A 24,693-nucleotide genomic window follows, 5' to 3' on the forward strand; every position below is an offset into this window, starting at 1 on the left:
GAAACAACTATAGCATTAAAATCAATTTGTTACTTAGCATTTTTACAACAGACAAAGTTACTTACATTCGGTTATTTCAAGGTTACAGCATTTTGCAACATTCCCATCAATACTTGTTGTGAGCTTTGTATAAATCTGGAGAAGATCATGAAACTTGCCGCGACTTTAATGCTTTCCCCCTTATTTTTGGCCACCAGCCTGACTGCCAGCGCAGGAGAAGTAGAATTAGTAGGAGCAGACAACAGCATCGCGACACAGCTATGTGTTGCAGTGGGAACTAACCACCGCCTGACTTTAATTAAAGAACTAACGGAGCATCGGATCAGTCGCTCCGTTGTTGCCAGTAAACTCACCTGCAACGATATGCCAGTGCCTCAGTTCGCCAAGAAATTTGGCCTACACAAAACAGCAGGGCTGCTTAATATCGACTTTACGACTGACACATCAATCACAGACATTGCGATGACCGATAACACACAGACAATCGTCGTTTCTGGTTCCAAATAAGTGTCAGTCTTTCATTTGGCGCATCGTGAACTGCTATGACCTAGCAAGATGCGCCCATATAGATGGTTTTATCCAATCTAAATGACTCAACACAACTTTGGCCTTTAAACCAAAGCTGCAATGAGCCCAAACAGACCACCGAAGACACCACCCCAAACCACTAACCAGCCAAGGTGCGTGTGGATCATATCCTGAACAATACTTTTGACCATCGCAGGTGTGAGTTCTTCTAAACGCTCTTCAACCGCATGTTCAATGGCTACTTTCACAGCATCAACCGACTGCCCGCTGCTCAGCAATCCAGACAGTTGCTGTTGAAACTCGTCCCCTTCACTGATTTCAAACAAAGCTTCTTTCATTTTATCGGTGAAGCTGTCTTTCATCGGCTCAATCGCTTCTTTACCGCCCACCATAGCCAACATAGCACCAAACTGAGAAGCCTCTATCACCTGTACCAATTTATTGAATGCAGGTGACAGGTCGGTTTGCGTAATAACTGGCTTCAAATCCAGCTGAATCTCATTCTTTTGCGCGAAACTACGCAATTTATCTTCGTTAAAGAACTCTTCGAGTATCAGTTTACGGATAGCACTTTTAAATTCTTTAAATTTAATGGTGATCACGCCCGACCCATAAAGACCCGGCACTTTCTCAAACAACATGTGTATTGCAAGCCAGTTTGTTACAGCGCCTGACAAGGCAAACAAGCCCATAGTCCACAACACATCGTTCTCTAATAACCAGCCAAGCAGTACAACCACTGCGGCCAGGATATTCGTCGCTAAACTTTTACTCATCAGTGCCTCTTATGATCTGAGTGTTTTGCCCGGCCGCATATTGTAGTGAATTTAATTCTCTCCACAAGTATTTGTGTTATAGCAAAAATCGGCCATAGTTTAGACTATGTGTGGTACTCAAACCTTGGCGGGACTATGTGGAATCTCGTAAACCAGTATATCAGTGATGCAATTCATGAACATTTCGAGTTTACCCGTAAAACGCAATTGCCCTGCAATGCGCACGCTCGGTTGTTTAAAATCGAGAATGATCATCACTGCTACCTGGTTAAGGTAGATCATATTCAGGCGCTGGAACGCTTTGAGTGCGAAGTCCGCAATCATGACACACTGATCCGGGACAGCGACTTTCTTGTTGCCGACACCATCACCATTGGCTCAAGCATTGAGTTTTGCTTTTTGGTGCTTGAATGGCTTGAGACGTCAGGAGAGCTCGAAGATTGGTATACCTGTGGCGCCACACTTGCCAAGCTCCATGCTCGCCACGAACAGAAAATGTATGGGCTAGAAGAGGATAACTACTTTTTCGATTTGGCTCAGCCAAACCAGTGGCATAAAAAATGGGAAGTGTTTTTTGCCGAAGAGCGGATCGCCTGGCAATTACAGCTATTGGCAGAAAAAGGGATCAAACTGGTCGATATCGACCTGTTTGTTGAACTTATTAAACCCATGTTGCCACATCAAGTTGCGCCATCTTTATTACACGGCCACTTTTGGCGTGGCAATATCGCTTTTTCCCAGGGTAAACCCTGTTTATTTTGTCCCTCTTGTTATTATGGCGACAGAGAAATAGATCTCGCATCCAGCGAGCTCTTTGCGCCTCTGCCACATGCATTTTATGAAGGGTATGATAGTGTTTACCCCAGAATGGAAGGGTATGAAGACCGTCGACGTATCTATCAACTCTACCCTTTGCTATGCCACGCAAATATGTTCGCAGGGGATTATCTTAAGCAGGCTGCCAATCACATCGACGACCTTTGCAAATAACTGCAACTTTACTGTAATACTCCACAATGCTGCTATAGTTATTAATGTAAAAAACGGAAAACTCGTTGGAGTAAACTCATGAAGCAGCTGTATGACCAACGTATTAGTTGCCCGCATTGTGGCCACCATATTTTTGTTAGTCTGGACGCCAGCGAAGGTGATCAGGACTACTATGAAGATTGCGCAGCTTGTTGCAACCCGATCCACCTGAACATGCATATAGATTACGCAATTAACAAGCTTGAACTGAGGGTTGATGCAGACGACGAACAGGTCTTTTAATGGGCACTGACAGTGCCCACATCACCATATGCTAAAGAACAACACCTGTTACTCACTGTATTCAATATCTCTTCAGATACCAGCGCCACAACGATAACAGGGTGCAACAGTGGTATAATCCCTCAAGATCAACGACTCGCACCACCGGGAAGGTATCACAATGAGAAATTGCCCCTGTTTTTACGCAGGTAATGCTCTACCGTGTTCACTGTCGTGTATGTCTGCTGGTCAACTTCAATGTTAAACAGATCGCCAACGTGGGCTGTACCAATATTGGTCAGTGCCAGTGTTTCTGGAATAAGATGAAGCCAGAAGCCATCCTCTTCAAGTTTGCCAACAGTCAAACTTGCACCGTTAACACTGATAAACCCCTTATAAAGAATGTATTTTTTCCACAGCTCAGGAATGGCAAGTTTAATCCGGCAATTATCAGCTTCCTGGATATATGCCATGATGGTTGCCTGACAATGCACATGGCCGGACACAATATGCCCACCCAACTCAGTACCAAAGGTCACGGAGCGTTCAAAGTTAACCCGACTGCCCTGTTGTAGTATACTCAAGTTGGTCAACTGGAGCGTTTCGTCGATCACATCAAAAGACACCTGCCCCACGACGTCTGCACCTCTTACTTCAAAATCTGTGACGGTCAGACAACATCCATTGATTGCGATACTCGCACCATGAGTCAACTTTTCCAAATATCGGCTGTCAACCGACAACACCAGCTTCATGATCCCTTCGCGCAACACAGCACTAACCACTGTCGCTTGAGTCTGTACAATTCCGGTAAACATAACACTCAGATTTTCGAGAATAATGCCGCGCAGTGTAACCCAAACACTCATCAGATTAAACTGCGCTTTTATCAGATAAAAGTGGTAAGTTTTAAAGAAGTTTTTTAAGATTAACGTTTTAGGAAGTCCAGACTCAGTATGAAATTTGCTTTATGGGAAGCAAAGCGCCTGGTGCGTCTTGCCACCCCCGTCTTTTTTGCCCAAATCACGCTGGTACTTATGTCGGTTGTCGACACCATGATGGCGGGACAAGTCAGCGCCGAAGATCTCGCTGCACTGTCAATTGCAACCGGCACCTGGAACCCGATGATCTTTTCTTTACAGGGTATTCTATTAGCAATCACCAGTATGGTTGCATACTGCGATGGGGCCAAACAACGTGATGGTATTAAAACGTACTTTCAGCAGGGTATCTACCTTGCACTAATACTCTCTTCACTTGGGTTTATTGCCAGTGCCTTCACTCCTTTGGTCTTTGCACGTATCGGGGCTGCGAGTGCTATCACAGACTTAGCACAACAGTACATTGATTTCGTAAAATGGGGGCTACCTGCTTTTTTATTGTTTTCAGTCTACCGTAATGTCACAGAAGGCGTAGGTAACACAAAAGCAGCCTTGTACATAAGTTTGCTTGGGCTAGTCGTCAATGTTTTTGCCAACTATGTATTTATCTATGGCAAATTAGGCATGCCAGCGCTGGGCAGCGCGGGATGTGGACTGGCAACTACCTTAGTATTTTGGGTCATGGCCATCGCTCAGTTGATTTACAGCTTCAACAATAAATATCTCAACGGACACTGGTTGATCACAGCCTTCGCACGGCCGCATGCTGCAACCTTGTTTCAAATAGTCAAACTGGGCCTGCCCATTTGTCTCGCAACGTTTTTTGAAGTGACCTTATTCGCCTGTATTCCGCTATTCATTGCTGATCTCGGGGCCATTGCTGTATCCGGGCACCAAATCGCAGCCAGCGTAACGACCATTCTGTTTATGCTCCCTCTTAGCCTTTCCATGGCGATCGCAATACGTATTGGAACCTTGTCGGGAGAAGGCAATTACCCCAAACTGGTTAATTCGGTCTACACCAGCTTTATCTGTGCCGTGGTAGTGTCAGTGATTGTTGCGACCTTTACTTACGTGATCCGAAATGAGATTGCCTGGGTATATACACAAAATGCTGAAGTGGCGTTACTGGCCTCTGGGATAATCGTGCTGGCATGTATTTATCAACTGCCAGATGCCTTGCAGGTGGCTGCAAATGGTGTACTGCGAGGATTAAAGTACACCAGCCCTATTACTATAGTCACCTTTGTGTCCTACTGGCTGATTGGGTTCAGCCTCGGCTTTGTGCTGGCAAAAACCGACATACTGACATCGGCCATGGGTGCCAGAGGGTTCTGGATAGGCATTATTGTCGGCTTAACATGCGCCGCTATACTACTTCTTTATTTTGTGAGGAAACGGCTTGATACGTTACGCCCCGATCCTGTTTAGCCTGCTACTGGCAGTGGCCTGTACACCCACTGCAAGTGACATCAACCAGGAATATGCCAACAGGCTGGCCAATGTGCTGGACATCCCTCCGCCCAGCATTGATAAACTATCCCCTATCGCTGAATACACAGCCAGCAGACCTGAAGCCTCGTTTAAACTCTCTGTGTTGCAGCTGGCCAACCTGGGGCACTGTGCGCTGGCCCATAACGTCGCACAACACAATAACCAACTCGGTAGACTGGCCGTCCCCAGCGAGGTATTCAAATATCAGGTTCGCTTTATACAGCTAGCTGCAAGCTGTATTCAGGATACCAAAACTCAGGATCCGGAAGTAAAAAACATTCTTCGTCAGGCGACGGAAGAAAAACGCACGGCACTGGCTCAGTATTTCGCATTCATGCTCTCAGCAGAGCCCGAACTAAACCAATTTAACCGGCTGACATTTGAAGAAACAGACAAGAGAGGCACAGACAATGAGATCCAGGCGAATGAGGGCCTGGCTGCGCTTGCTACCGTAGCAAACAGTTTACTTGCCCCTGAAAACATTGACCCACGAAAAATAACGCCAGCTTTAAATAAATTAAATAATAACAGCTATGTCCAAACTTTAATGACCAGTGCGCGCAGACAAATTAGCTGGAACCACAGCCTAACAGCATGGCTGGCGCAAATTGATTTGCAAGAAACGGTCTGTCCTGAAGGTAAAAACAAAAAAAAGGCTCAGGTGTTGCATAACATTTTCAATAAATACGCTATTTCACAATTACAACCATACCAGTCTCAGCTCAGTATTCAGTTACAGGAACTGAGTAACTCATTCGCTCAAATTTCTCAAGCCATCCCTCACCCGTTATACCCGGACCATGCAGCGGCACTGATGACAGAGCTGAAGTTATCGAGCAGGCAGCATGCCCAATGGTGGCAAGGCTTCTACAAAGTGTGTAAAGTTGCACCGGTATGAACGAAAAAAGTGCAAACAAACATTAATTTAGCAAATTTACTTGATCCCTTCGAACGCTCGCTATATATTAGCGGCCGTTGGCAAGTGACGCAATGCAACAAAACAGTCATAGTTGTTCAACATTGTACGACCGTAGCTCAGTTGGTTAGAGCACCACCTTGACATGGTGGGGGTCGGTGGTTCGAATCCACTCGGTCGTACCAATTAATCTTGATAGATTAATTTCTAAAATGCTTACTATTGTACGACCGTAGCTCAGTTGGTTAGAGCACCACCTTGACATGGTGGGGGTCGGTGGTTCGAATCCACTCGGTCGTACCAATTAATCTTGATAGATTAATTTCTAAAATGCTTACTATTGTACGACCGTAGCTCAGTTGGTTAGAGCACCACCTTGACATGGTGGGGGTCGGTGGTTCGAATCCACTCGGTCGTACCAGTCTACTTTTTTCATAAGTTAACCCCTCAATTGTAAAACCGTAGCTCATCTATTCAGAGCACCACCACTCTCTATGCCCCGGTCCAGAGGTCGGTGGTTCGAATCCACTCGGTCGTACCAGACTACTTTTTTCATAAGTTAACCCCTCAATTGTAAAACCGTAGCTCATCTATTCAGAGCACCACCACTCTCTATGCCCCGGTCCAGAGGTCGGTGGTTCGAATCCACTTGGTCGTATCAATCTACTTTTTTTATAAGTTAACCCCTCAATTGTAAAACCGTAGCTCATCTATTCAGAGCACCACCACTCTCTATGGCCCGGTCCCGAGGTCGGTGGTTCGAATCCACTCGGTCGTACCAACTCATGATCCTTTAAGTCTGTATATTGTCGCAACCGTAAGAATCGTAATACCTTTTTAATTCAACTACCTCTGAGTCTACTGGTTTCACCTCGCCTCTACGCCACTCTATATCCCGGCAGCCTATCTCATAGTTGTCACAACCGTACGCTATCATGACGCCTTATCAATTCGTATTGGTTTTCACACACGCCTCAGGTTGCCCTGGCCATAGAATTTGCTATACATTAAATAAACTATCACTCACTAAGGAAGGCCATGTCTGGCAGGTTAAGTTTGACTCTTCTACTCATGCTGATGACGAGCCTGCTCAGTAGTGTGGGGTATACCAGTCAAAAACCACAGCAATCATTGACCATTGCTATCGGATTGGAAAATTACGACTTTAAGCCCCTGTTTGCCGAATTCACCACAAAAACCGGTATCCAAGTCAAAGTGGTTGAATTTGAAAATAACACACTCAAATCGGAGTTATTACTCAGAGCAAGTAATAATGCGTTACCGGACGGCATCATAGTCCCTGCGGACTACATGGGACTAACAGCACTCAACTTATCCGAAGTACCTGACGACTGGCTGTCCGCACACCTAATAGAACAAGTAAAATCCAACATCAAAGCCAATGGCACCACACTTGGCGTACCAATCGTATTTGGCAATCACCTGATGCTTTACTATAACCGAGCACTGGTAAGCCAGCCTGCCCAAAACTGGCAACAGCTTCGTACACAACAACAGGATCAGGGTGTTGAGATCAGCTGGAATTATTATGAAATGTATTGGTTTAGGGCATTTTTGGGCACCTTTGGTACGCCACTGATTTTGAACGGCCACGTGAACCTGGACACACCGGCGATGATTCGCGCTCTGCGATGGTACAAATCGCTTAAAGAAGAGCGCTGGCTTGACGTAGAGTGTAACTACGAGTGCACGGTTAACCGATTTTTGGCAGGCGAAGTTGCGTACACCATCAATGGTTCATGGATGTTTCAGCGCTTCTCCGAGCATTTTGCTGACAAATTAGGGGTCGCACAATTACCCAGCCTGGGTGGTGCACCTATGCGCTCTTACTTTTCATCACATGTCATGGTCTTTCCCAATAACGCCCTGTCGGGCCCCAAAAGTGCAGAGCTTAAAACCTTATCTGAATTCTTACAATCTCTGCCGGTACAAACTAACTTTTGGTCGTCAATTAATGCTCTGCCTGTCGACAAGCGAGCATTGGACACGTTAAAAATACAGGGCATTACGCAGGTTGAGGCGCTTATCACAACACTGGAATATACTCAGCCGATGCCCAACGAGGCGCAAATGGCCTTTGTGTGGGAAGCAATGTTAAAAGGCCTGACACGCCACCTAGCTGGCGTGCTGGATGAACATCAGGCCGCCCATTTCATGCAACATATCGTAGAAAAGTCGATTAGCTATGAGCAAGAAAAAAAACCTGGTCAGTGAATTACAGCTTAAAGTCGGCACTATGGTCCTGGTCTTGTTAATCATTGCCCTGGCCCATTTCGCCTATAGCGCCTGGACACAAGCCAATAAAATCGCATCAGATACCGTTGCACAACGCGCAACCAGCCTGTCTTTGGACATAAAAAACAGACTGGCCGAACTGACATTTCAGGTCGCACACTACAGCGACCACCGGATCCTGGCAGAGTTGCCTTTAAACCTTTTGTATACACAATACGCGCTTAAGGAGATCCGAGAGCTGGTATCCAAATCTCCATTGGTCAAAAGTGTGATGATCAGTGATGGCTCCCCTTACATTGTTGAAGGGTACCCTCTTTATACTTTGCACTGGGCAACTCCTTCTATCATAGAGCACACCGCTTCTGTCATTAACGAAAGTGCGCGCGAGCTGATGGTCAGAAAGCTCTTGATCAGCAACACAGAGCTAGGGTTTAACGCTTCCCCCGGTGGCACGCTATTTATTGCCGTGCCATTGCGTCAGACGTTACCATCTCTTATCGACCCATTTCGCTATACCGGCGTGCTTTTTTTTGAGTTAGATGTCAGTCAGATGGCAATTGAACTGGCGGATTATGAATCACTGACAACCTTTTCAGATGAGCAAATGTGGTTTCATGAGGGGCATCAACTCGACGCGGGGCTCAATGCAACCTACCCCATTTATGAGCGTAACACCGAAGGCCTGAACTTATCGCTATCCCTGTCTCATCAGCACAGCGCTTATACCCAGGAGATACTGTATGCCATCATCAGAAGTGCAATGCTGGCATTGGGCGTATTGATCATACTTTTCTGGTATCTGGCCTACGTCAGCCGCAAAGTCACGACGCCCATGAAACAGCTTGAAAAATACTGTATGTCACTGACATCAGGCAACTATGAACAGAATAATGCGAATCTCGAATATGAAGAGCTAAAAACACTACAAAAGACCCTTAACAAACTGGTCGGCACCGTCAATACACAAGTCACACAGCTTAAGCAGGAGAAAGTGCGAGCCGAGCAATCAGAACTGGCCAAAGCGCAATTCCTTGCCACCATGAGCCACGAAATTCGCACTCCGATGAATGCGATTCTGGGCGTTTTTCAGCTTTTAAGACAGGAGGACCTTCATGCACAAGAGCGCTCCCTTGTTGAACAAGGCTATACCTCTTCACAAACCCTGCTCGGCCTGGTGAATGACATACTCGACTTTTCTAAAATGGAAGCAGGTAAACTCACACTTGAAGTTCTGGCTGTGGACATTCCACATTTATGCCAGGAGATCATTCAGGAATACCAACATGTGGCCCGTGACAAACAGGTTACGCTGGAGCTGGACTCACAGTTAAAGCCGGACTTTTCAGTCAGGCTCGCAGATCCCCTAAGGTTAAAACAAATTCTCCGTAACCTGCTATCAAATGCAATCAAGTTCACAGAACAAGGCCTAGTAATTTTGAGAGTTAAAGGAGACAGCAATGGACTCACGATAGAGGCCTGCGATAGCGGAATTGGTATGACCCCTACCCAGCTTTCCAACCTGTTTAAACATTTTCATCAGGCCGACAACTCAACCACTCGAAAATATGGCGGTTCCGGGCTGGGACTGGCTATCGTCAAACAGCTGGTGGAACTCATGCAGGGAGACGTGACGGTCACAAGTGTTGCAGGAGAAGGCAGCCAGTTTACGGTCACGCTCCCGCTGAAAAGTGTTAAGCCCACAGCTAAGTTTGCGCTCGCAGATAGACAAACGCAACCTGAAGTCCCAGATTTGCGCGGTGTTAAGGTACTGCTTGCAGAGGATAACCTGATTAATCAGCAAATATTTTCAGCCATGATGAAAAAGACCCATGCCACACTCGTTATGGCGGGTAATGGTAAGCTCGCCATGGAATGCTTTAATGAAGCTCGACCTGATATTTTCTTTGTTGATATTCAAATGCCTGTGATGGATGGTATAGAGGTTTGTCAACAGGTAAAAAGCACCGACTATCACAATCCACTCATAGCCATTACAGCGAACGTACTCCCGGAAGATGTCAACCGATATCTATCGCTCGGATTTGACGATTTTGTCGCGAAGCCAATTGATATGCAGACCCTGTTCGATACCATTACCCGCGTATTGGACAAGCAAGCACCGGTACAACCAAACACTGCAAAGTCGAGTATATCAGCATTAGACAACAAATAACCCGTTAGTACGATATAACCCTCTCGGTGCTGAACCTTCAATTACACTTTATACCACAGCAATAGGTTGAGATTGGTTTTACCCTAGCACCTCAATTGCAGCACAATGGGATAGCAAGGCGGCACTTAGGTTATTACTACCCCATTTGTTTCCTAAGTACGATATTCACCGCTGACCGCCCAGGCAAATACCCGAGACTTCCTTGTCCAAAAGTTGCGACAAACACTGCATTTTCGAGTGAAGCTCCATTGTATAACTTCAAAGGCAGCTGGGTAGATGAGTACAGATATGCGCTGTTGCACGATGAGTATCGTCAACTCACTCCTGCAAAGCGATCAATAGCGCTTCTGCCATAGGTATTGCTGACACCGGATTCTGCCCGGTTACAAATTGGCCATCTACCACAACATTCACCTCACCTTTTTTTGCAGCAACAAATATCGCGCCAAGCCTGGTTGCCTCATCTTCAATCAAAAACGGATAATGCGTTCGAGCAAACCACCCCTCTTCGCTATTCGCTTTGCCTGTAATACGCCTGTTCGAGATCAGCCGATGACCACTCTCATTCTGTAAGTTCAGCAAGGCAACAGTACCATGACAATCCGCAGCTATAATGCCACCTGCTTTGTAAATGGCCTCTGTAAGCACCTTTGCAGGGGCATGCGCCGTCAAGTCAAACATCGGTCCGGCCCCACCCGCATAATAGACAGCCAAATAGTCCCGGCTATCGCGTGTTTCAATGTCATTTGGTTCGCTAAGTTGTTGTTTAAGCAGCGAACTATCCAGCCAGCGTAATTGCGCCTCTTCCAATCGCCCTCTGGGGTATCCAGGCTTGCCGGTACTACTTGCGAGCTCAATCTCATATCCAGCATCGTGTAGTACCCGGTATGGGCCAACGACTTCAGGTAACCAAAAGCCGTGCTTGTCCCCAGAGATAATAAACAGAACTTTGCCTTTACGCGCTTCTGCAGATAAAACGGGCAAGGAGAAAGTCACTATCAAGGCCAACAAAACAAGCCTTTTCACTAATACCAGAAAGTGGGCACGATGAAATTTACACATCATAAAGGTCCTTATTTGAGTTTAACTTCCGCTCACCTTATCGACTCGTGCTCACTGACACATGAAGTATTGCTGATTTAATAAGGAATTTTCAGGATGGAATAGTGACTTCACTGTGACCAATATTTTATTACTCTATATTTTAATAGGTTAAAAATAAAAAACTGGAGTCAATAAAAAGACCTGGATTTACGTCAGCCTAAAAACTAGCGTATTATCTGAATTAACCAACTCTCACGTTGGCGTGTACAAAGATAATAACAAGACCATACAGTACCAGGCAGGAGCCTATTTTGAGATACCTGAGATTTGAACACCTGATCATTGACACCCATAACCAGCTCCTAATCCGTAATGGTATCTCAGTAACGCTGGCACCAAAGGTGTACGATCTCCTCTATTACCTGGCGCGCAACCAGCAACGTGTAATTAGCAAAGATGAATTAATGGATGCAGTATGGCAAGGTACACTCGTAACGGATAACGCTATTAGCCGAACTCTGGTCAAGGTGCGTAAAGCACTGGGGGATGACCCCAAATCCCCCAATTTTATTTTGACCGTGCCGCGCAAGGGATATCGCATGATCTCTGCGTTTGAAGAAACAGACCAGATCCCCGTGCAGATAACAAACACCGACAATGCTGCTCCAGTTAATCACCAGCTTACTTTGAGCGCAGTCAGAATTAAGCGGACTATTTTATCTGCTATTGCCTTGTCGGCAGCCACTTTTATTGCAGGGGTGTTTCTGTATTATCCTTATTCGTCGCCTGAGCTGAGTATGAACAAGCAAGTCAAACCATTTACGCGAGCACAAGGCGAGGAGTTATACCCCCGCCTGTCGCCAGACCTCAAAACGCTCGCTTATGTCAAAAAGACGAAACAGCTGAGTACACTCATCATCGAAAATGTCAGCACACATACCCAGCAACAGCTATCAATCCCCCTTGCGCGATTTAGTCGACCAAGTTGGTCACCAGATAGTGAACAGCTTGCATTTGTCATGCATACACCGCAAACATGTGGTATTTACCTGACCCGTCTGGCGCACTTGCGTACGCAGTCACGATGGCAGAAACTCAGCACATGCGGCAGCAAAAGCGAGCCCGCTTTGGTATTTTCAAAAGACGGGAAAAAACTTTATTTCAATGACCGCACATCAGAAGAGTTCGGCTATCAGGTTTTCCAAATTGATTTAACTCAGGGACATAAGTCAATCGTCAATCAACCTATTACCAACGGTCGTGGAAACTATGCCTTTGACCTTTCACCAGACGGTCGTTCGTTGGTTATGTTAAACAGTGAGTTTGGGCCTAAAACACGCATTTACACGCTTGACCTCGCCTCATCAAAACTCACCCAAACCGCACAACTTGACTACCTAATGCGCTCAGCCATCTGGCATCATGACAGTCGCAGTTTGATTCATCCGGCCCCACACCCGGCTTATGAGTTGTGGCAAAGTACCGTGCAAGGCGATAAATTGGCAACCGTCATTAGCAACACGGCGCGTGTCAAACACCCAGCCAGAATAAACAATGGGACAGATTTTACCTTTGTATCTTACCTTTTGGACCGGGATATCTATTTACAGCGCAGTAAAGACAATGAAGTGCAACCACTGGCAAACTCGTCGGTTATGGATTATCTGCCCACGATGACAGATACGTCATCACATTACGCCTTCGTTTCTAAGCGTTCAACACACGCCCAGGTCTACCTGGGTGATATTACTCAGCCGCAGGCGGAGCCTGTTCAACTGACCTCCAGTAAAACCTCTGGTCGCTTTTACCAGCTCGTATTTTCTCCCGATGGAAATCGCTTGCTCAGTTTGGGTGATAATCAGCTTCTCATCACAAATATTACCACGTTAAAAACCGACTCCCTGCCCGTCACCGATATGGCTATCAGGGGGGCCAGCTGGCAGTCAAACAATCAATTATTGTTTTCCACGACCAGAAATAATCGCTGGCGGCTGGTACGTTTCGATCTGACAACACTTGAAGCCGAGCTTATTTTTCCCGACTTTATGGGTGGGATCTACAGTAAACACGATGACGCTTTTTACCTGTTACACCGTAAGACAGGTCAGGTATTCAAGCACACGGAATCAACCTCCGAAACCGTAGCGTTACCACTATATTGTACAACGTACCTGCCCAATCGAATGCTTACTCTGCAACGCGGAAAACATGGATTACATTGTTCAAAGGACGATCAAAGCCATGTATACCTCCCAATCACATCGACAGATAAAGTAACCTGGCCACAGCATATTGATAATGCAGATTATCAGCTTTCAGCACATGGAATAATCTATACACGTCTGCAACGTACCACTGCAGATGTCATGAGAACACAAAATATACAGTAAGACGTTTTCCGAATGTGATATTGCCTCAACATCACGCCACCTGTTAAACCATTAATTATATTGATTTTAGTTATGACCACTTTGAGTGGTCATCACTTTTCCGCTAGCCATCACACCTTTTCCTAGTTTGTTCCTGACTCCTCTTTGCTGCTCAACAATACTGAGCTGAGTTTTTATTCACAGGATCAGGAGCCAATATGGATAAACCCATCCAACCCAAACTATTGAGCAAACGACGCGTCGTTATTACTTCACTTGTCACTGCTTTTATTGTGGTTTCAACTACAAGTATTCAGGTGTTCAGTGCTCGCTTTCAGACGTCAGGGAAAACCTATAACGTCAGTCAGAATACACTTGAATTCAGTACGGCGCACCGCACCAACTTTACTCACTACCTGCCATTGCGTGGTGTTGTAGAACCACAAGATACCGTCTTCATAGAAGCAATCGATGGCGGACGTGTTGACGCCTTGTACGTTCAGGAAGGTGAGCGGGTTACTCAAGGGCAGCCATTGCTCAAGCTCAGTAACACGGACCTGCAACTCAGGGTGTTAGCTCGCGAAGCAGAAGTATCCGAGCAGATTAACGACATGCGCAACACGCGCCTGGCTGTTGAGCAAAACCAACTTGCGTTAGCACGAGACATCATCGAACTCGATTTTGCCGTTCTTAAATTGGAAAAAGAGTTGGCGCGCCAACAAAAGCTATATGAGCAAGCCTTAGTGCCACGGCGCACAGTGGAAACACTCAGGGATGAACTTAACTATCAAGTGACATACCGTGAAACAGTAAAACAAAGTCAGCAAAAAGAAGCATTATTACAACAACAACAGCTCACCCAACTTTCTCAAAGTATTGCGACCTTGCAATCTAACCTCAAGATATCGCAATCCAGCCTCGACAAACTCACTATCCGTGCCCCACGCGATGGTCAGCTGACATTTATGAACGCCCGGATTGGTGAATCCATAACCCCCGGTGAACGACTTGGTCAGGTCGACCTGATAGACAAATTCAAAATCAGTGCGCACATCGACGAATTTTATATAGACCAAATCTCGATGACACACGTTGCTATGATGAAAGTTGGACGAGCAACCGTCCCGTTGACTGTAGCCAAAATTTTCCCAGGTATCGAAAACGGTCGATTTAAAGTTGATTTTCATGTCCAAAACCACACTGAACTGTCCGCATTAAGACTCGGACAAAGCCTGTCACTGGAGCTAAACCTAAGTTCTGAGAACACTCTGCTAGTCGTTGATAATGGCGCGTTTATTCAGTCTACCGCAGGAGCCTGGGCATTTGTTGTAAGTCCAGATGGACACAGTGCGTCCAGGCGCCAAATCACACTTGGCCGTCGTAACCCTGCACAAGTGGAAGTCATTTCAGGCCTTAATGCCAGCGAGCGACTGATCACCTCTTCATATAACCGCTTTGCTGACGCAGAGCACCTTTCTCTCATCCCTTAAGGTATAACAATCATGATCATATTGAATAATGTCAGCCGCTCATTTATTGCGGAACACATCGAGACCGTCGCGCTGGACAAGCTCTCCCTATCGGTCAGCCAAGGTGAATTCATCACGATTTTAGGACCATCAGGTTGCGGTAAGTCATCTTTGCTCAATATTTTAGGCATGCTGGATGACATTGATGAAGGCAGCTTTGTGTTCAAAGATACTGAGTTAGCTTCTGCATCTTCATCAACAAAGGCACAATTGAGGAAAAAACACATTGGGTTTATTTTTCAGAATTTCAACCTGATAGACGAGCTCACCGTAGAGCAAAATATCGCCCTGCCACTGCATTATCAGCAACTCAATAAAGCACAACGAGCCGCCCGAGTTGAAGAGGTGCTTCACCGCCTGGATATCGCTCATCGCCGTACTCACTTGCCAGCTAAGCTCTCAGGAGGCCAGCAACAACGAGTAGCGATTGCACGCGCCATTGTCACTCAGCCAGATTTGATTCTGGCCGATGAACCAACGGGCAATCTCGATTCCCAAAACTCAACACAAGTCATGGAAATACTTCGTCAACTCAACTTGATGGGAACAACCATCATTATGGTGACGCATGCTCAGGAGCAAGTTCAGTACGGCACTCGGGTTATTCGACTTATGGATGGCAAAATACAGCAAGACAGCCCGGTTTCTGCTCAACGCACATTGAGCAAACAGGAGGTATTAAGTGATTAGCCTTTTATTCACCATGACATGGCGTAATATGCTACGCAGCAAACGCACTACGGTCATCCAACTACTCAGCTTAATCATCGGCCTGACCTGTTTTATGTTGATCCAACTGTATGTCGCCCATCAACATAGTTTTAATTCACACTTCAAAGATGCAGACAATATTTACCGGATTAATCTGCTTAGAGATGATAATAGACCTCAAACGCTGACTCCACTTCGGCTTGCAGAGGAACTTACCAGTAACTTCCCGGAGATCACAGACACAACTCGTATTTCGGTCAGTACGATATCCGTCAGAAATTCATCTGGTGTATTTGCTGAGCGTGCACTTTTCGTTGATGAGAACTTTTTCTCATTTTTTGATTACAGCCTGATTGAAGGAGATGTTCACACAGCACTCCAGGCACCAGATAAAGTGGTATTACATGAAGCACAAGCGCTGAAGTACTTTTCGCGCAGTACTCAGGTTATTGGTGAACAGCTTAACATTAACGGTAAATCGTATCAGGTAGCCGCGATAATAAAGTACTCAGCTGCCCCAACCACCATCCCTAGTGAGATAATCTTACCTATCCAGAACTATTTTCAACAGCTGCCAAATGAGCGCTGGCGAACATTGTGGAACTTCAATGCGACCATCACATTTGCAAAAGTCACACAAGCAACAGCAATAAAGTCACTGACTGCAAATATTAGTGACTATTATCAGCAACGCGTTGAGGGGTTATCATCTTATAAGCGTTACCGAGTCATGTTCGAGCCCTTACTGGATGTCTACCTAAACGCTACTGCGACGCGCAGTCTGATCCCTCCGGGCAGTCGTGAGATGGTAGACACCTTTGTGCTGATATCTATTATGTTATTAGTGCTGGCCTGTATAAACTTCACCAATTTGGCCACCGCTACTTCTTTACGGCGAGCAAGAGAGGTAGGAGTAAAAAAAGCACTCGGAGCGAGTCCAAACCAGCTGGCTTTACACTATTTGATTGAATCCTTATTTATCACTCTATTTGCCCTGGGAGCGGCACTCGCTTTGACCGCGATGCTATTAGGCGCATTTAATCAACTGATGGGGTCGCAAATTGCACTCATCCTCTCCTTCAAACATATTCTCACGCTAATACTCACTTTATTATGCGTCACGTTTCTTGCGGGAGGCTATCCTGCTGTATTTCTTAGCCGCATGAACGCTGCTTTGGTACTCAAGGGAGTGATAGATGCAGGAAAGGGAGGAATACTGTTTCGCCGCATTCTCATGGTCATACAATTTATCATTGCCATGTTACTGTTGATCGCCAGCACAGTGGTCAGTCATCAGATGCACCACCTGAGTACAATGGCACAAGGCTATGACAGAGAAAATGTCCTCATCATCAACCGTGGTGCTGCTGTCTATCAGGACTTCAAGCGTCAGGTGTCAAGATTTGCTGATGTTGCCTCCCTGAGCATGTCGCATACTATCCCTACCAAAGCTACACGTACATCAGCGGTTGTAAGAACGCAAGAAACGCCCGGTAATGAGATATGGGTTGGTAATAACCCGGTTAGCTATGATTATTTCAGGACGATGGGTATTACGCTTCTGAGCGGCCGGGTTTTTCAACGTCAGTTCCCCGGAGATCCCTACTTTGAGGATAACCAGAATACAGGGAATACCCGCGGAAACTTAATAATCAATGCAACGCTGGCAGCCAAGCTGGATGCTGATCCCAACGAAATCATAGGCCGCTTTTTGACACTCGGCAGTGCCAGCGAAGGGTTACACCGCCATCAGGTCATCGGCGTGGTCGAAGACACCCATCATGTAGACGCCAGCCAGCGTGTACCTCCTATGATATATGTTTTGTCAGAAAGCCCTGAAGACATGGCACTTCGGTGGATAGCAATCAGGCTGAAATCCGGGTTCAATCAAGCTGTGCTTCGACAGCTGGAACAGACTTGGCTCGCGTTAGACAGCAACAGAGCCTTTAAGTATGAGTGGTTGTCAGGCTTATTTGATGCACAATATCATAACCAGACACAGCACCTGCAATTACTTGAGCTATTTACACTGATCGCACTGGTCATGTCTATTGCTGGGTTATACGCAGTGGCTGCTTTTACCCTATTACAAAGCCTAAAGGAAATAGCCATACGGCAAATCATGGGCGCAAAAAACTGGCAAATTTATGCGTTGTTCCAATTTCGTTTTGGCATTCTGGTACTGTTTGCAACGCTTGTCGCATTACCGATCGCGTTTATTTTACTCAGCGACTGGCTGAATCAGTATATCTATCGAATTGAATTACCTGCGAGTGCCTTTGTTATGAGTTCATTTGCCTGTTTGGCAGTGGCAGGGGTAACCGTCCAGATGGTGGCTTTAAAAGCAGTACGAAGTCGCCCTGTTGACACATTAAGACGTGAATAGCTCGACTATAATGAGAAGCCCCTCAAAAGGGGCTTCTTAAAATAAAGTTACGCTAACTTGTCTGACGCAACTTTATATTTTGGATCTTCTATCACATTTACTTCCACCAAATCTGCCGCTTTTGCTAATAACTGCTGACAATCCTGACTCAGGTGACGCAAATGCAATTTTTTACCAGCCTTAGTGTACTTTTCTGCAAGTGCATCAATGGCTTCAATTGCGCTGTGGTCTGCAACTCGGCTATGTTTGAACTCAATGATCACATCAGCCGGATCATTTGCCACATCAAACAACTCAGCAAAGTTCTTTACAGAGCCGAAGAATAATGGGCCATGTAACTCGTACACTTTTGAGCCCTGCTCATCAATGTAATTGCTGGTGTAGATGTGTTTAGCGTGCTCCCAGGCGAAGACCAGCGCCGATACAATCACACCGACACATACTGCGATAGCGAGATCGGTCACCACTGTGACACCAGATACCAGAACAATTACGAACGCGTCGCTCTTTGGAATGCGCTTCATCAGGCGGAAGCTGGACCACTCAAAAGTGCCCAGTACAACCATAAACATCACACCTACCAAAGCAGCCAGTGGGATCATTTCAATCAGGCTGGCAGCAAACAGGATAAAGGCAAGAAGTAATATCGCAGCAGTAATACCAGACAGACGGCTACGACCACCTGAATTAATGTTGATCATCGACTGACCGATCATTGCACAGCCACCCATTGCACCAAATACACCACAGGTCATGTTTGCAGCCCCCTGGCCAATACACTCTTTGTTCGAATGGCCACGGGTTTCAGTGATCTCGTCAATCAGGGTCAATGTCAGTAATGATTCAATCAGACCAATTGCGGCAAGGATAAGTGCATATGGGAAAATAATCGTGAATGTTTCCCATGTCCAGGGCACCTGAGGGATATGGAATTCAGGGAAACCACCAGCAATGGTCGCATCCAAATTACCACTCATATCTTTGAGGTAATCCAGGACGTTACGCGTATCCAGGTCAAGCCCAATCACCAAGCCTGTAACCACCAGAATGGCCGCCAGACTGGAAGGTACAGCCGTTGTTAGCTTTGGTAGAAAGTGGATAATTGCCATCGTCAGTGCCACCAGACCAGCCATGATATAAAGCTGCTGCCCCTGCATCCACTGCAATGTGCCCGCTCCATCCATCACCTTGAACTGGCCAAGCTGAGCCAGGAAGATCACGATGGCCAGACCATTTACGAAACCGAGCATCACCGGGTGCGGTACCATACGAATGAACTTACCAAGCTTAAATACGCCTGCGAGGATCTGTAAAACCCCCATCAGCAACACTGTCGCAAACAGGTATTCGACACCATGCTCAATCACCAGGCTCACCATAACGACGGCAAGCGCACCGGTTGCACCAGATATCATACCTGGACGACCGCCAAAAATAGACGTGATCAAGCCCACGATGAACGCGGCGTATAAGCCGACTAATGGATCGACATGTGCGACAAACGCAAATGCGACAGCTTCAGGTACCAACGCCAGAGCGACGGTCAATCCTGACAGTATGTCGTTCTTAGCAGAGCTGGGCGCTTTGCCTATTAGATTAAACATTTAAATCCCCAAGATTATTACTACGACAGAAAAGCGCTGGATCCTAGCAAAATCCAGCGCTTTTAACAAATGAGATACATTATAGTTGAGTTTCAGGTCTGATGTATGACAATCAGATTGGCAGGGCTGTGGTCCGCTTAACGCACGTCATTGTGACGTTTGAATGAACTTCCTGAACATATTCCAGGTTGAGCAGATTATCTCTGACAAATTGCTCGTACCCTTCTATACCGCGAGAAATAATGCGTAACATGAAGTCCATAGTGCCTGCCATCGTATAGCACTCAGTGACTTCGTCATAGCTCATGATCAATTTTTCGAACTCAGCAAGGTTATTACGACCGTGGTTAGATAACTTAACATGAGCATAAACAAGCATATCAAAACCAAGCTGTTTCTCATCCAGCAAAGCAACTTTTCCTTTGATATAACCATCTTGCTCGAGTTTGGCAATGCGACGCCAACAAGGCGACTGGGACAGCCCTACTTTATCGGCTATTTCTGCCGTAGATAAACTCGCATCTTGCTGTAATAGCGCTAGTATTTGACGATCAACCTGATTTAATGACATATTTTTCTTAATTTTTAATTAGTTAAATGAATACAGTGCCGATAGACTCAGTTATCAGCCAAACCGCCCGCTCATAAAAGGATTATGTCGCTGCTCATACCCTATCGACGTATCTTCACCATGGCCACTCATCACCCGAGTCGCCTCTGGCAAAGTGAATAGCTGAGTTTCGATAGAACGTTTTAGCAGTGCAGCATCTCCCTTTGGAAAATCTGTTCTGCCGACTGAACCTTTGAACAAAACATCACCAACCAATACAGTTGCACTCTGTGGCTCATAAAACACGACATGGCCAGGAGTATGTCCGGGACAGTGGCGCACTTCTAGTTTCAGCTCGCCAAGTTCAATGCATTCGCCGTCTTCAAGCCAACGTCTGGGAAAAAACGCAGCTTGCGGTGCAAAGCCAAACATCTGAGCTTGCATTGGTAATGCATCAAACCAAAACTTATCTTCGCGCTGTGGCCCGACAATATCAACCCCTAAAGCTTCAGATAACACCTCACTGGCACCAACATGATCGAGATGCCCATGAGTAAGTAAAATCATTTCAACTTTAAGTGTACGTTCCTTTATAACAGACAATATTTTATCAACATCGCCTCCCGGGTCAACCACTGCGCACAGTCCTGTGTCAGGACAACAAATGATCCGACAATTCTGCATAAACGGAGTGACGGGAATGGTGATTACCTGCATTTATTTTTCCTTAAAGGACATAAGTATCGGATACTTCAGATAAGCCTGATCGTAGTAAGGCGTACGCTGATATAGCCACTCCATTCTCGCTTTTGGATTTTTCGCAAAAGCTTTATCCCCGCTGATTTTTTTATCAAACGCCAGCGCCATTGCCGGATTGTCTTTTAACATTTTCCGGGCAAAAGGTTCAAGCGCATAATTTTCAACGTACTCAGTGCGCTGGAACACGCCAGGAAAATCCCCCCAGGCGAAAAACGAGTCTGGCGCTTTAGGATGAAGCAAATGGGTTACCAGCTCTCCATTGGCTTGCTGGGTTGGCACTCTATACCAACCTGACAGACTCAGGGAGGTCGACACAGCCTGCTGTTCAAATTCGGCGCTGACACGAAAACGCCCTTCAAATGGGGTGTCTGCAAATTGATAGGAAGTTATCGCAAGTTGAACCAAGTCATCAGCCAGCACATCTGTGTTCAGCTGTTCAACCGTGACCCCATGGAGTTTGAGTTTTTCCACTGTGCTTGTGTAGGCAGGCGGAATGTAAAACGCACTCGGCACTTTTACCTTAACTTTTGCTACTTTTTGCCAATATACGGGGAGTTGCTCATACAACTTAGGTTCGCCAAGATATTTGGCTTCCATTTGACCAGATAGCGCACTTTCGAAGCGCTTGTAGGCAATACCTTTAAACGAGATCAGCGCCGGTTTTTCGGCATAACTGCGCTCGACAATCAGCTCATCCGGCACAAAATGTTTCTCTGTCTCGACAGCTTTGGCTAACGCCTGATGATGCTCAGACAGTGCATCAATAACGCCATCAACAAATACATAAGTACCCAATACTCGTTGCTTATATGGTTTCAGAGAGTGATTTTCTAACAATATACTAGGAAGTGCCTTAATATCTGCCCAGCCATTTGAAAAACGCGGACCAGCCACCCAACCCGCGAGTCCTTTTTTAAAGTCCCGTTTGTCCATTACAAACACCAAAGGACCCGGTTCATGGCCTTGCTGGCGAAGTTTTTCGTCTATCATAGGAGTAAAGTGCTGCTCCAACACTTTAGCAACAGCGGGCGACTCACTGGCAAAGCTGGGATTAAACCCATAGGTGATATCATATTGATAGTCAGCGCCATCGGTCACATGCAAATCAAGATACATAGCGGGCTGGTACTGATTGATCACTTCCATAACAGCCCTTACACCCGGCGTGTCAAGCTTAGTGTAGTCACGATTGAGGTTCAGGTTGAGCCCGTTGGTTCGGTAACCCATAGTCGCTGGACCACGCTGATTAATGCGGTTGTAGGCGCTTCTTCTTTCGTGACCATCGACGTTCAGCACAGGAATAAACAGAATATTGACTTTGTTAAGCACATCACGTCGTTTGCCTGTCGCTATGTCGCGCAAAAGCATAAACATGGCATCTTTGCCGTCTATTTCGCCTGCGTGGATCCCAGCCTGCACCAGCAATGTCGGTTTGTTATTATTTTTCAACATAGCTGGACTGAACTGATTTACCTGAGACGCAATCAGCATTTTGATATCGCGGCCCGCATCACTCTGTCCTATCGTAACTGCCTTAAACTGAGTTGGGTTCGCCGCGACCAGACGGTCGATAAATGCCATCGTTTTTGCATAGTCCGGACTTTCCAGACCCTTGCTCAGTTCAAAATCTGTCGTGAGTGGTCCCTGCTCCTGCATCAGGTCGACACTCTTTCCCTGCCAATCTTGCAGCGGTGGTAAATGACTATTCAGATTTACTGTTGCACTTAGCAAAACAATGCCTAAATTCATAAACAATCTTTATTTCTATCTATCAATATAATGATTATATCAATATTTAAATTAACAACTTACAATGTGCGGTGATTCTACAAAAATTCACAGTTAATCGCGAGCTAACTTTTAACGCTGCGAAAAAACATGGATAAACACATGAAAAAATCGATATTAATCACAGGTTGCTCCACCGGTATTGGCTATTACTGCGCCAAAGCGCTTCATCACGCCGGGTTTCGCGTAGTGGCGTCGGTGCGCAATCCTGAACACTTGACGCGCTTTGAAGCTGATGGCATACCCTGCATCCTGTTGGATTTGGCGGATGAAGCGTCTATCAAAAAGGGATTTGATGAGGCTGTTGCGCTGTGCGACGGAAAGCTCGATGCGCTGTTTAACAATGGCGCTTATGGTCAGCCCGGCGCGGTAGAAGATTTACCAACCGAGGTATTACGCGCACAATTCGAAACCAATTTTTTCGGCTGGCATACTCTGACGCGCCTGGCAGTTGCCCATATGAGAAACCATGGCGACGACAGCCGCATCATTCAAAACTCATCGGTGCTGGGACTCGTCGCTTTGCCCTATCGCGGCGCCTACAATGCCAGTAAATTCGCGCTTGAAGGGCTTACGGATACACTTCGTATGGAGCTAAACGGGTCAAATATTCAGGTAAGCCTGATAGAGCCGGGCCCTGTCTTATCTGATTTTCGTCGTAATGCGCGCATTGCGTTTGAACAACATATTGAAATAAACAGCAGTGCACATAAAGCGGAATACGAAGCACAATTAGCCCGCCTGAATGCGCAGTCTGCGCCACAAAAGTTTACCTTAGGACCTGATGCTGTCTACGAAAAACTAGTGCATGCACTGACAGCAAGCCGTGCAAAGCCCAGGTATTATGTCACCTTCCCGACCTACTTAATGGGATACCTTAAGCGGCTACTTAGCTCAGTCTGGCTGGACAAAATTTTACTCAAAAATAGATAGGATCAAAAAAAGGAGCCATAGGCTCCTTTTCTTTCAATCGCTTAACTTAATATAGAATTAAGCTGCAAGACCTTCTTTTGCTTTAGCAACAAGTGCTGCAAAAGCTACCTGGTCGTATACTGCGATATCAGCTAGGATCTTACGATCGATTTCAACAGATGACTTTTTAAGGCCATTGATGAAACGGCTGTAAGAAAGGCCGTTTTGACGTGCAGCAGCGTTGATACGTGCAATCCATAGTTGACGGAAAGTACGTTTCTTAGCGCGACGGTCACGGTAAGCGTATTGACCTGCTTTAGTTACTGCCTGGAAAGCTACGCGATAAACGCGTGAACGCGCTCCGTAGTAACCTTTAGCTTGCTTTAATACTTTTTTGTGACGTGCACGTGCGATAACACCGCGTTTAACTCTTGCCATTTCTGATATCCTCTATTAAGCGAATGGTAACATACGATTGATAAGACCCAGGTCATTCTTATGAACCATAGTCTTGTTACGTAGGTGAAGTTTACGCTTAGAAGATTTCTTAGTCAGAATGTGACGAAGATGCGACTGTTTACGCTTGAAACCGCCAGAAGCAGTTTTTTTGAAGCGCTTAGCAGCACCTCTGTGTGTCTTTAGTTTGTAAGACATTGCAATAACTCCAAATGATATTGCGTTAACGTTATGCAAGCAGGCGGATGATAAACATCACTTTGTTGGCCTGGTATGCACCCTAATTCCGGTGAAAGGCCACATGTGACCT

General features: G+C 46.0%; 21 protein-coding genes and 3 tRNA genes. 15 read left to right on the forward strand and 9 right to left on the reverse strand.

The genetic code is table 11. From position 1 onward, the window contains the following. The first annotated feature begins 147 nt into the window (after nucleotides 1-147). On the forward strand, nucleotides 148-507 hold the full coding sequence (locus tag AT705_RS03440) for a DUF3718 domain-containing protein (protein WP_058795505.1): 360 nt from the start codon (nucleotides 148-150) through the stop codon (nucleotides 505-507). A 104-nt stretch (nucleotides 508-611) separates the two neighbouring features. Here AT705_RS03440 and AT705_RS03445 read toward each other — a convergent pair whose 3' ends face one another. Further along, on the reverse strand, nucleotides 612-1,304 hold the full coding sequence (locus AT705_RS03445; protein ID WP_058795506.1) for a hypothetical protein: 693 nt from the start codon (nucleotides 1,302-1,304) through the stop codon (nucleotides 612-614). A gap of 135 nt (nucleotides 1,305-1,439) precedes the next feature. Here AT705_RS03445 and AT705_RS03450 point away from each other — a divergent pair, with 135 nt between their 5' ends. Both AT705_RS03450 and AT705_RS03455 read left to right on the forward strand, forming a co-directional pair. Further along, nucleotides 1,440-2,294 (forward strand): fructosamine kinase family protein, encoded by an 855-nt coding sequence (locus tag AT705_RS03450; protein WP_058795507.1) that lies wholly within the window; start codon nucleotides 1,440-1,442, stop codon nucleotides 2,292-2,294. Between the two features lie 78 nt (nucleotides 2,295-2,372). Then, nucleotides 2,373-2,576 (forward strand): CPXCG motif-containing cysteine-rich protein, encoded by a 204-nt coding sequence (locus tag AT705_RS03455; RefSeq protein WP_010384490.1) that lies wholly within the window; start codon nucleotides 2,373-2,375, stop codon nucleotides 2,574-2,576. Between the two features lie 155 nt (nucleotides 2,577-2,731). Here the strand turns inward: AT705_RS03455 and AT705_RS03460 are convergent, their stop codons facing one another. After that, a complete protein-coding gene (locus AT705_RS03460; protein WP_058797894.1) occupies nucleotides 2,732-3,373 on the reverse strand; it encodes a riboflavin synthase in 642 nt (213 codons plus the stop codon). Nucleotides 3,374-3,511: 138 nt separating this feature from the next. Here AT705_RS03460 and AT705_RS03465 point away from each other — a divergent pair, with 138 nt between their 5' ends. The 7 genes from AT705_RS03465 (at nucleotide 3,512) to AT705_RS03495 (ending at nucleotide 10,275) form a co-directional block, all read left to right on the forward strand. Further along, on the forward strand, nucleotides 3,512-4,867 hold the full coding sequence (locus AT705_RS03465; protein ID WP_058795508.1) for an MATE family efflux transporter: 1,356 nt from the start codon (nucleotides 3,512-3,514) through the stop codon (nucleotides 4,865-4,867). Further along, a complete protein-coding gene (locus AT705_RS03470; protein ID WP_058795509.1) occupies nucleotides 4,839-5,828 on the forward strand; it encodes a DUF3080 family protein in 990 nt (329 codons plus the stop codon). Before AT705_RS03465 ends, AT705_RS03470 begins: the two co-directional genes overlap by 29 nt. Nucleotides 5,829-5,954: 126 nt before the next feature. Further along, nucleotides 5,955-6,031 (forward strand) — tRNA-Val (locus AT705_RS03475). Nucleotides 6,032-6,072: 41 nt separating this feature from the next. Continuing rightward, nucleotides 6,073-6,149: transfer RNA gene (locus AT705_RS03480), tRNA-Val, on the forward strand. A gap of 41 nt (nucleotides 6,150-6,190) precedes the next feature. Further along, nucleotides 6,191-6,267, forward strand: a tRNA-Val gene (locus AT705_RS03485). Nucleotides 6,268-6,884: 617 nt separating this feature from the next. After that, on the forward strand, nucleotides 6,885-8,081 hold the full coding sequence (locus AT705_RS03490) for a sugar ABC transporter substrate-binding protein (RefSeq protein WP_058795510.1): 1,197 nt from the start codon (nucleotides 6,885-6,887) through the stop codon (nucleotides 8,079-8,081). Beyond that, on the forward strand, nucleotides 8,053-10,275 hold the full coding sequence (locus tag AT705_RS03495; RefSeq protein ID WP_058795511.1) for an ATP-binding protein: 2,223 nt from the start codon (nucleotides 8,053-8,055) through the stop codon (nucleotides 10,273-10,275). The genes AT705_RS03490 and AT705_RS03495 overlap by 29 nt, the downstream gene beginning before the upstream one ends. Before the next feature lie 318 nt (nucleotides 10,276-10,593). Here AT705_RS03495 and AT705_RS03500 read toward each other — a convergent pair whose 3' ends face one another. After that, nucleotides 10,594-11,340, reverse strand: a complete 747-nt coding sequence (locus tag AT705_RS03500) for a type 1 glutamine amidotransferase domain-containing protein (RefSeq protein ID WP_082668905.1) — start codon at nucleotides 11,338-11,340, stop codon at nucleotides 10,594-10,596. 290 nt (nucleotides 11,341-11,630) lie between these two features. On the opposite strand from AT705_RS03500, the gene AT705_RS03505 reads away from it, so the two are divergent. From AT705_RS03505 to AT705_RS03520, 4 genes are all read left to right on the forward strand, one after another. After that, nucleotides 11,631-13,709: a winged helix-turn-helix domain-containing protein gene (locus AT705_RS03505; protein WP_058795513.1), complete on the forward strand. Its 2,079-nt coding sequence runs from the start codon at nucleotides 11,631-11,633 to the stop codon at nucleotides 13,707-13,709. A 197-nt stretch (nucleotides 13,710-13,906) separates the two neighbouring features. After that, nucleotides 13,907-15,178: an efflux RND transporter periplasmic adaptor subunit gene (locus tag AT705_RS03510; protein WP_058795514.1), complete on the forward strand. Its 1,272-nt coding sequence runs from the start codon at nucleotides 13,907-13,909 to the stop codon at nucleotides 15,176-15,178. A gap of 12 nt (nucleotides 15,179-15,190) precedes the next feature. Further along, a complete protein-coding gene (locus tag AT705_RS03515) occupies nucleotides 15,191-15,907 on the forward strand; it encodes an ABC transporter ATP-binding protein (RefSeq protein WP_058795515.1) in 717 nt (238 codons plus the stop codon). Continuing rightward, nucleotides 15,900-18,314, forward strand: a complete 2,415-nt coding sequence (locus AT705_RS03520) for an ABC transporter permease (RefSeq protein WP_058795516.1) — start codon at nucleotides 15,900-15,902, stop codon at nucleotides 18,312-18,314. The genes AT705_RS03515 and AT705_RS03520 overlap by 8 nt, the downstream gene beginning before the upstream one ends. Before the next feature lie 47 nt (nucleotides 18,315-18,361). On the opposite strand, the gene AT705_RS03525 is transcribed toward AT705_RS03520, so the two are convergent. From AT705_RS03525 to AT705_RS03540, 4 genes are all read right to left on the reverse strand, one after another. Further along, complete coding sequence (locus tag AT705_RS03525; protein WP_058795517.1) at nucleotides 18,362-19,918, reverse strand: SulP family inorganic anion transporter; 1,557 nt, start codon at nucleotides 19,916-19,918, stop codon at nucleotides 18,362-18,364. A gap of 112 nt (nucleotides 19,919-20,030) precedes the next feature. Further along, nucleotides 20,031-20,489, reverse strand: coding sequence for an Lrp/AsnC family transcriptional regulator (locus AT705_RS03530; RefSeq protein ID WP_010387187.1), 459 nt, complete (start codon nucleotides 20,487-20,489; stop codon nucleotides 20,031-20,033). 54 nt (nucleotides 20,490-20,543) lie between these two features. Next, nucleotides 20,544-21,185: an MBL fold metallo-hydrolase gene (locus AT705_RS03535; protein WP_049865654.1), complete on the reverse strand. Its 642-nt coding sequence runs from the start codon at nucleotides 21,183-21,185 to the stop codon at nucleotides 20,544-20,546. Next, nucleotides 21,186-22,976, reverse strand: a complete 1,791-nt coding sequence (locus AT705_RS03540; protein WP_058795518.1) for a M14 family metallopeptidase — start codon at nucleotides 22,974-22,976, stop codon at nucleotides 21,186-21,188. A gap of 141 nt (nucleotides 22,977-23,117) precedes the next feature. Here AT705_RS03540 and AT705_RS03545 point away from each other — a divergent pair, with 141 nt between their 5' ends. Next, nucleotides 23,118-23,948 (forward strand): SDR family oxidoreductase, encoded by an 831-nt coding sequence (locus tag AT705_RS03545; protein WP_058795519.1) that lies wholly within the window; start codon nucleotides 23,118-23,120, stop codon nucleotides 23,946-23,948. A gap of 57 nt (nucleotides 23,949-24,005) precedes the next feature. Here AT705_RS03545 and rplT read toward each other — a convergent pair whose 3' ends face one another. Beyond that, nucleotides 24,006-24,365 (reverse strand): 50S ribosomal protein L20, encoded by a 360-nt coding sequence (rplT, locus tag AT705_RS03550; protein ID WP_010387194.1) that lies wholly within the window; start codon nucleotides 24,363-24,365, stop codon nucleotides 24,006-24,008. 15 nt (nucleotides 24,366-24,380) lie between these two features. Further along, nucleotides 24,381-24,581: a 50S ribosomal protein L35 gene (gene rpmI, locus AT705_RS03555; RefSeq protein WP_010387195.1), complete on the reverse strand. Its 201-nt coding sequence runs from the start codon at nucleotides 24,579-24,581 to the stop codon at nucleotides 24,381-24,383. Nucleotides 24,582-24,693: the final 112 nt, after the last annotated feature.

This window comes from Pseudoalteromonas rubra, from assembly GCF_001482385.1.
Taxonomy (GTDB): Bacteria; Pseudomonadota; Gammaproteobacteria; order Enterobacterales; family Alteromonadaceae; genus Pseudoalteromonas; species Pseudoalteromonas ardens.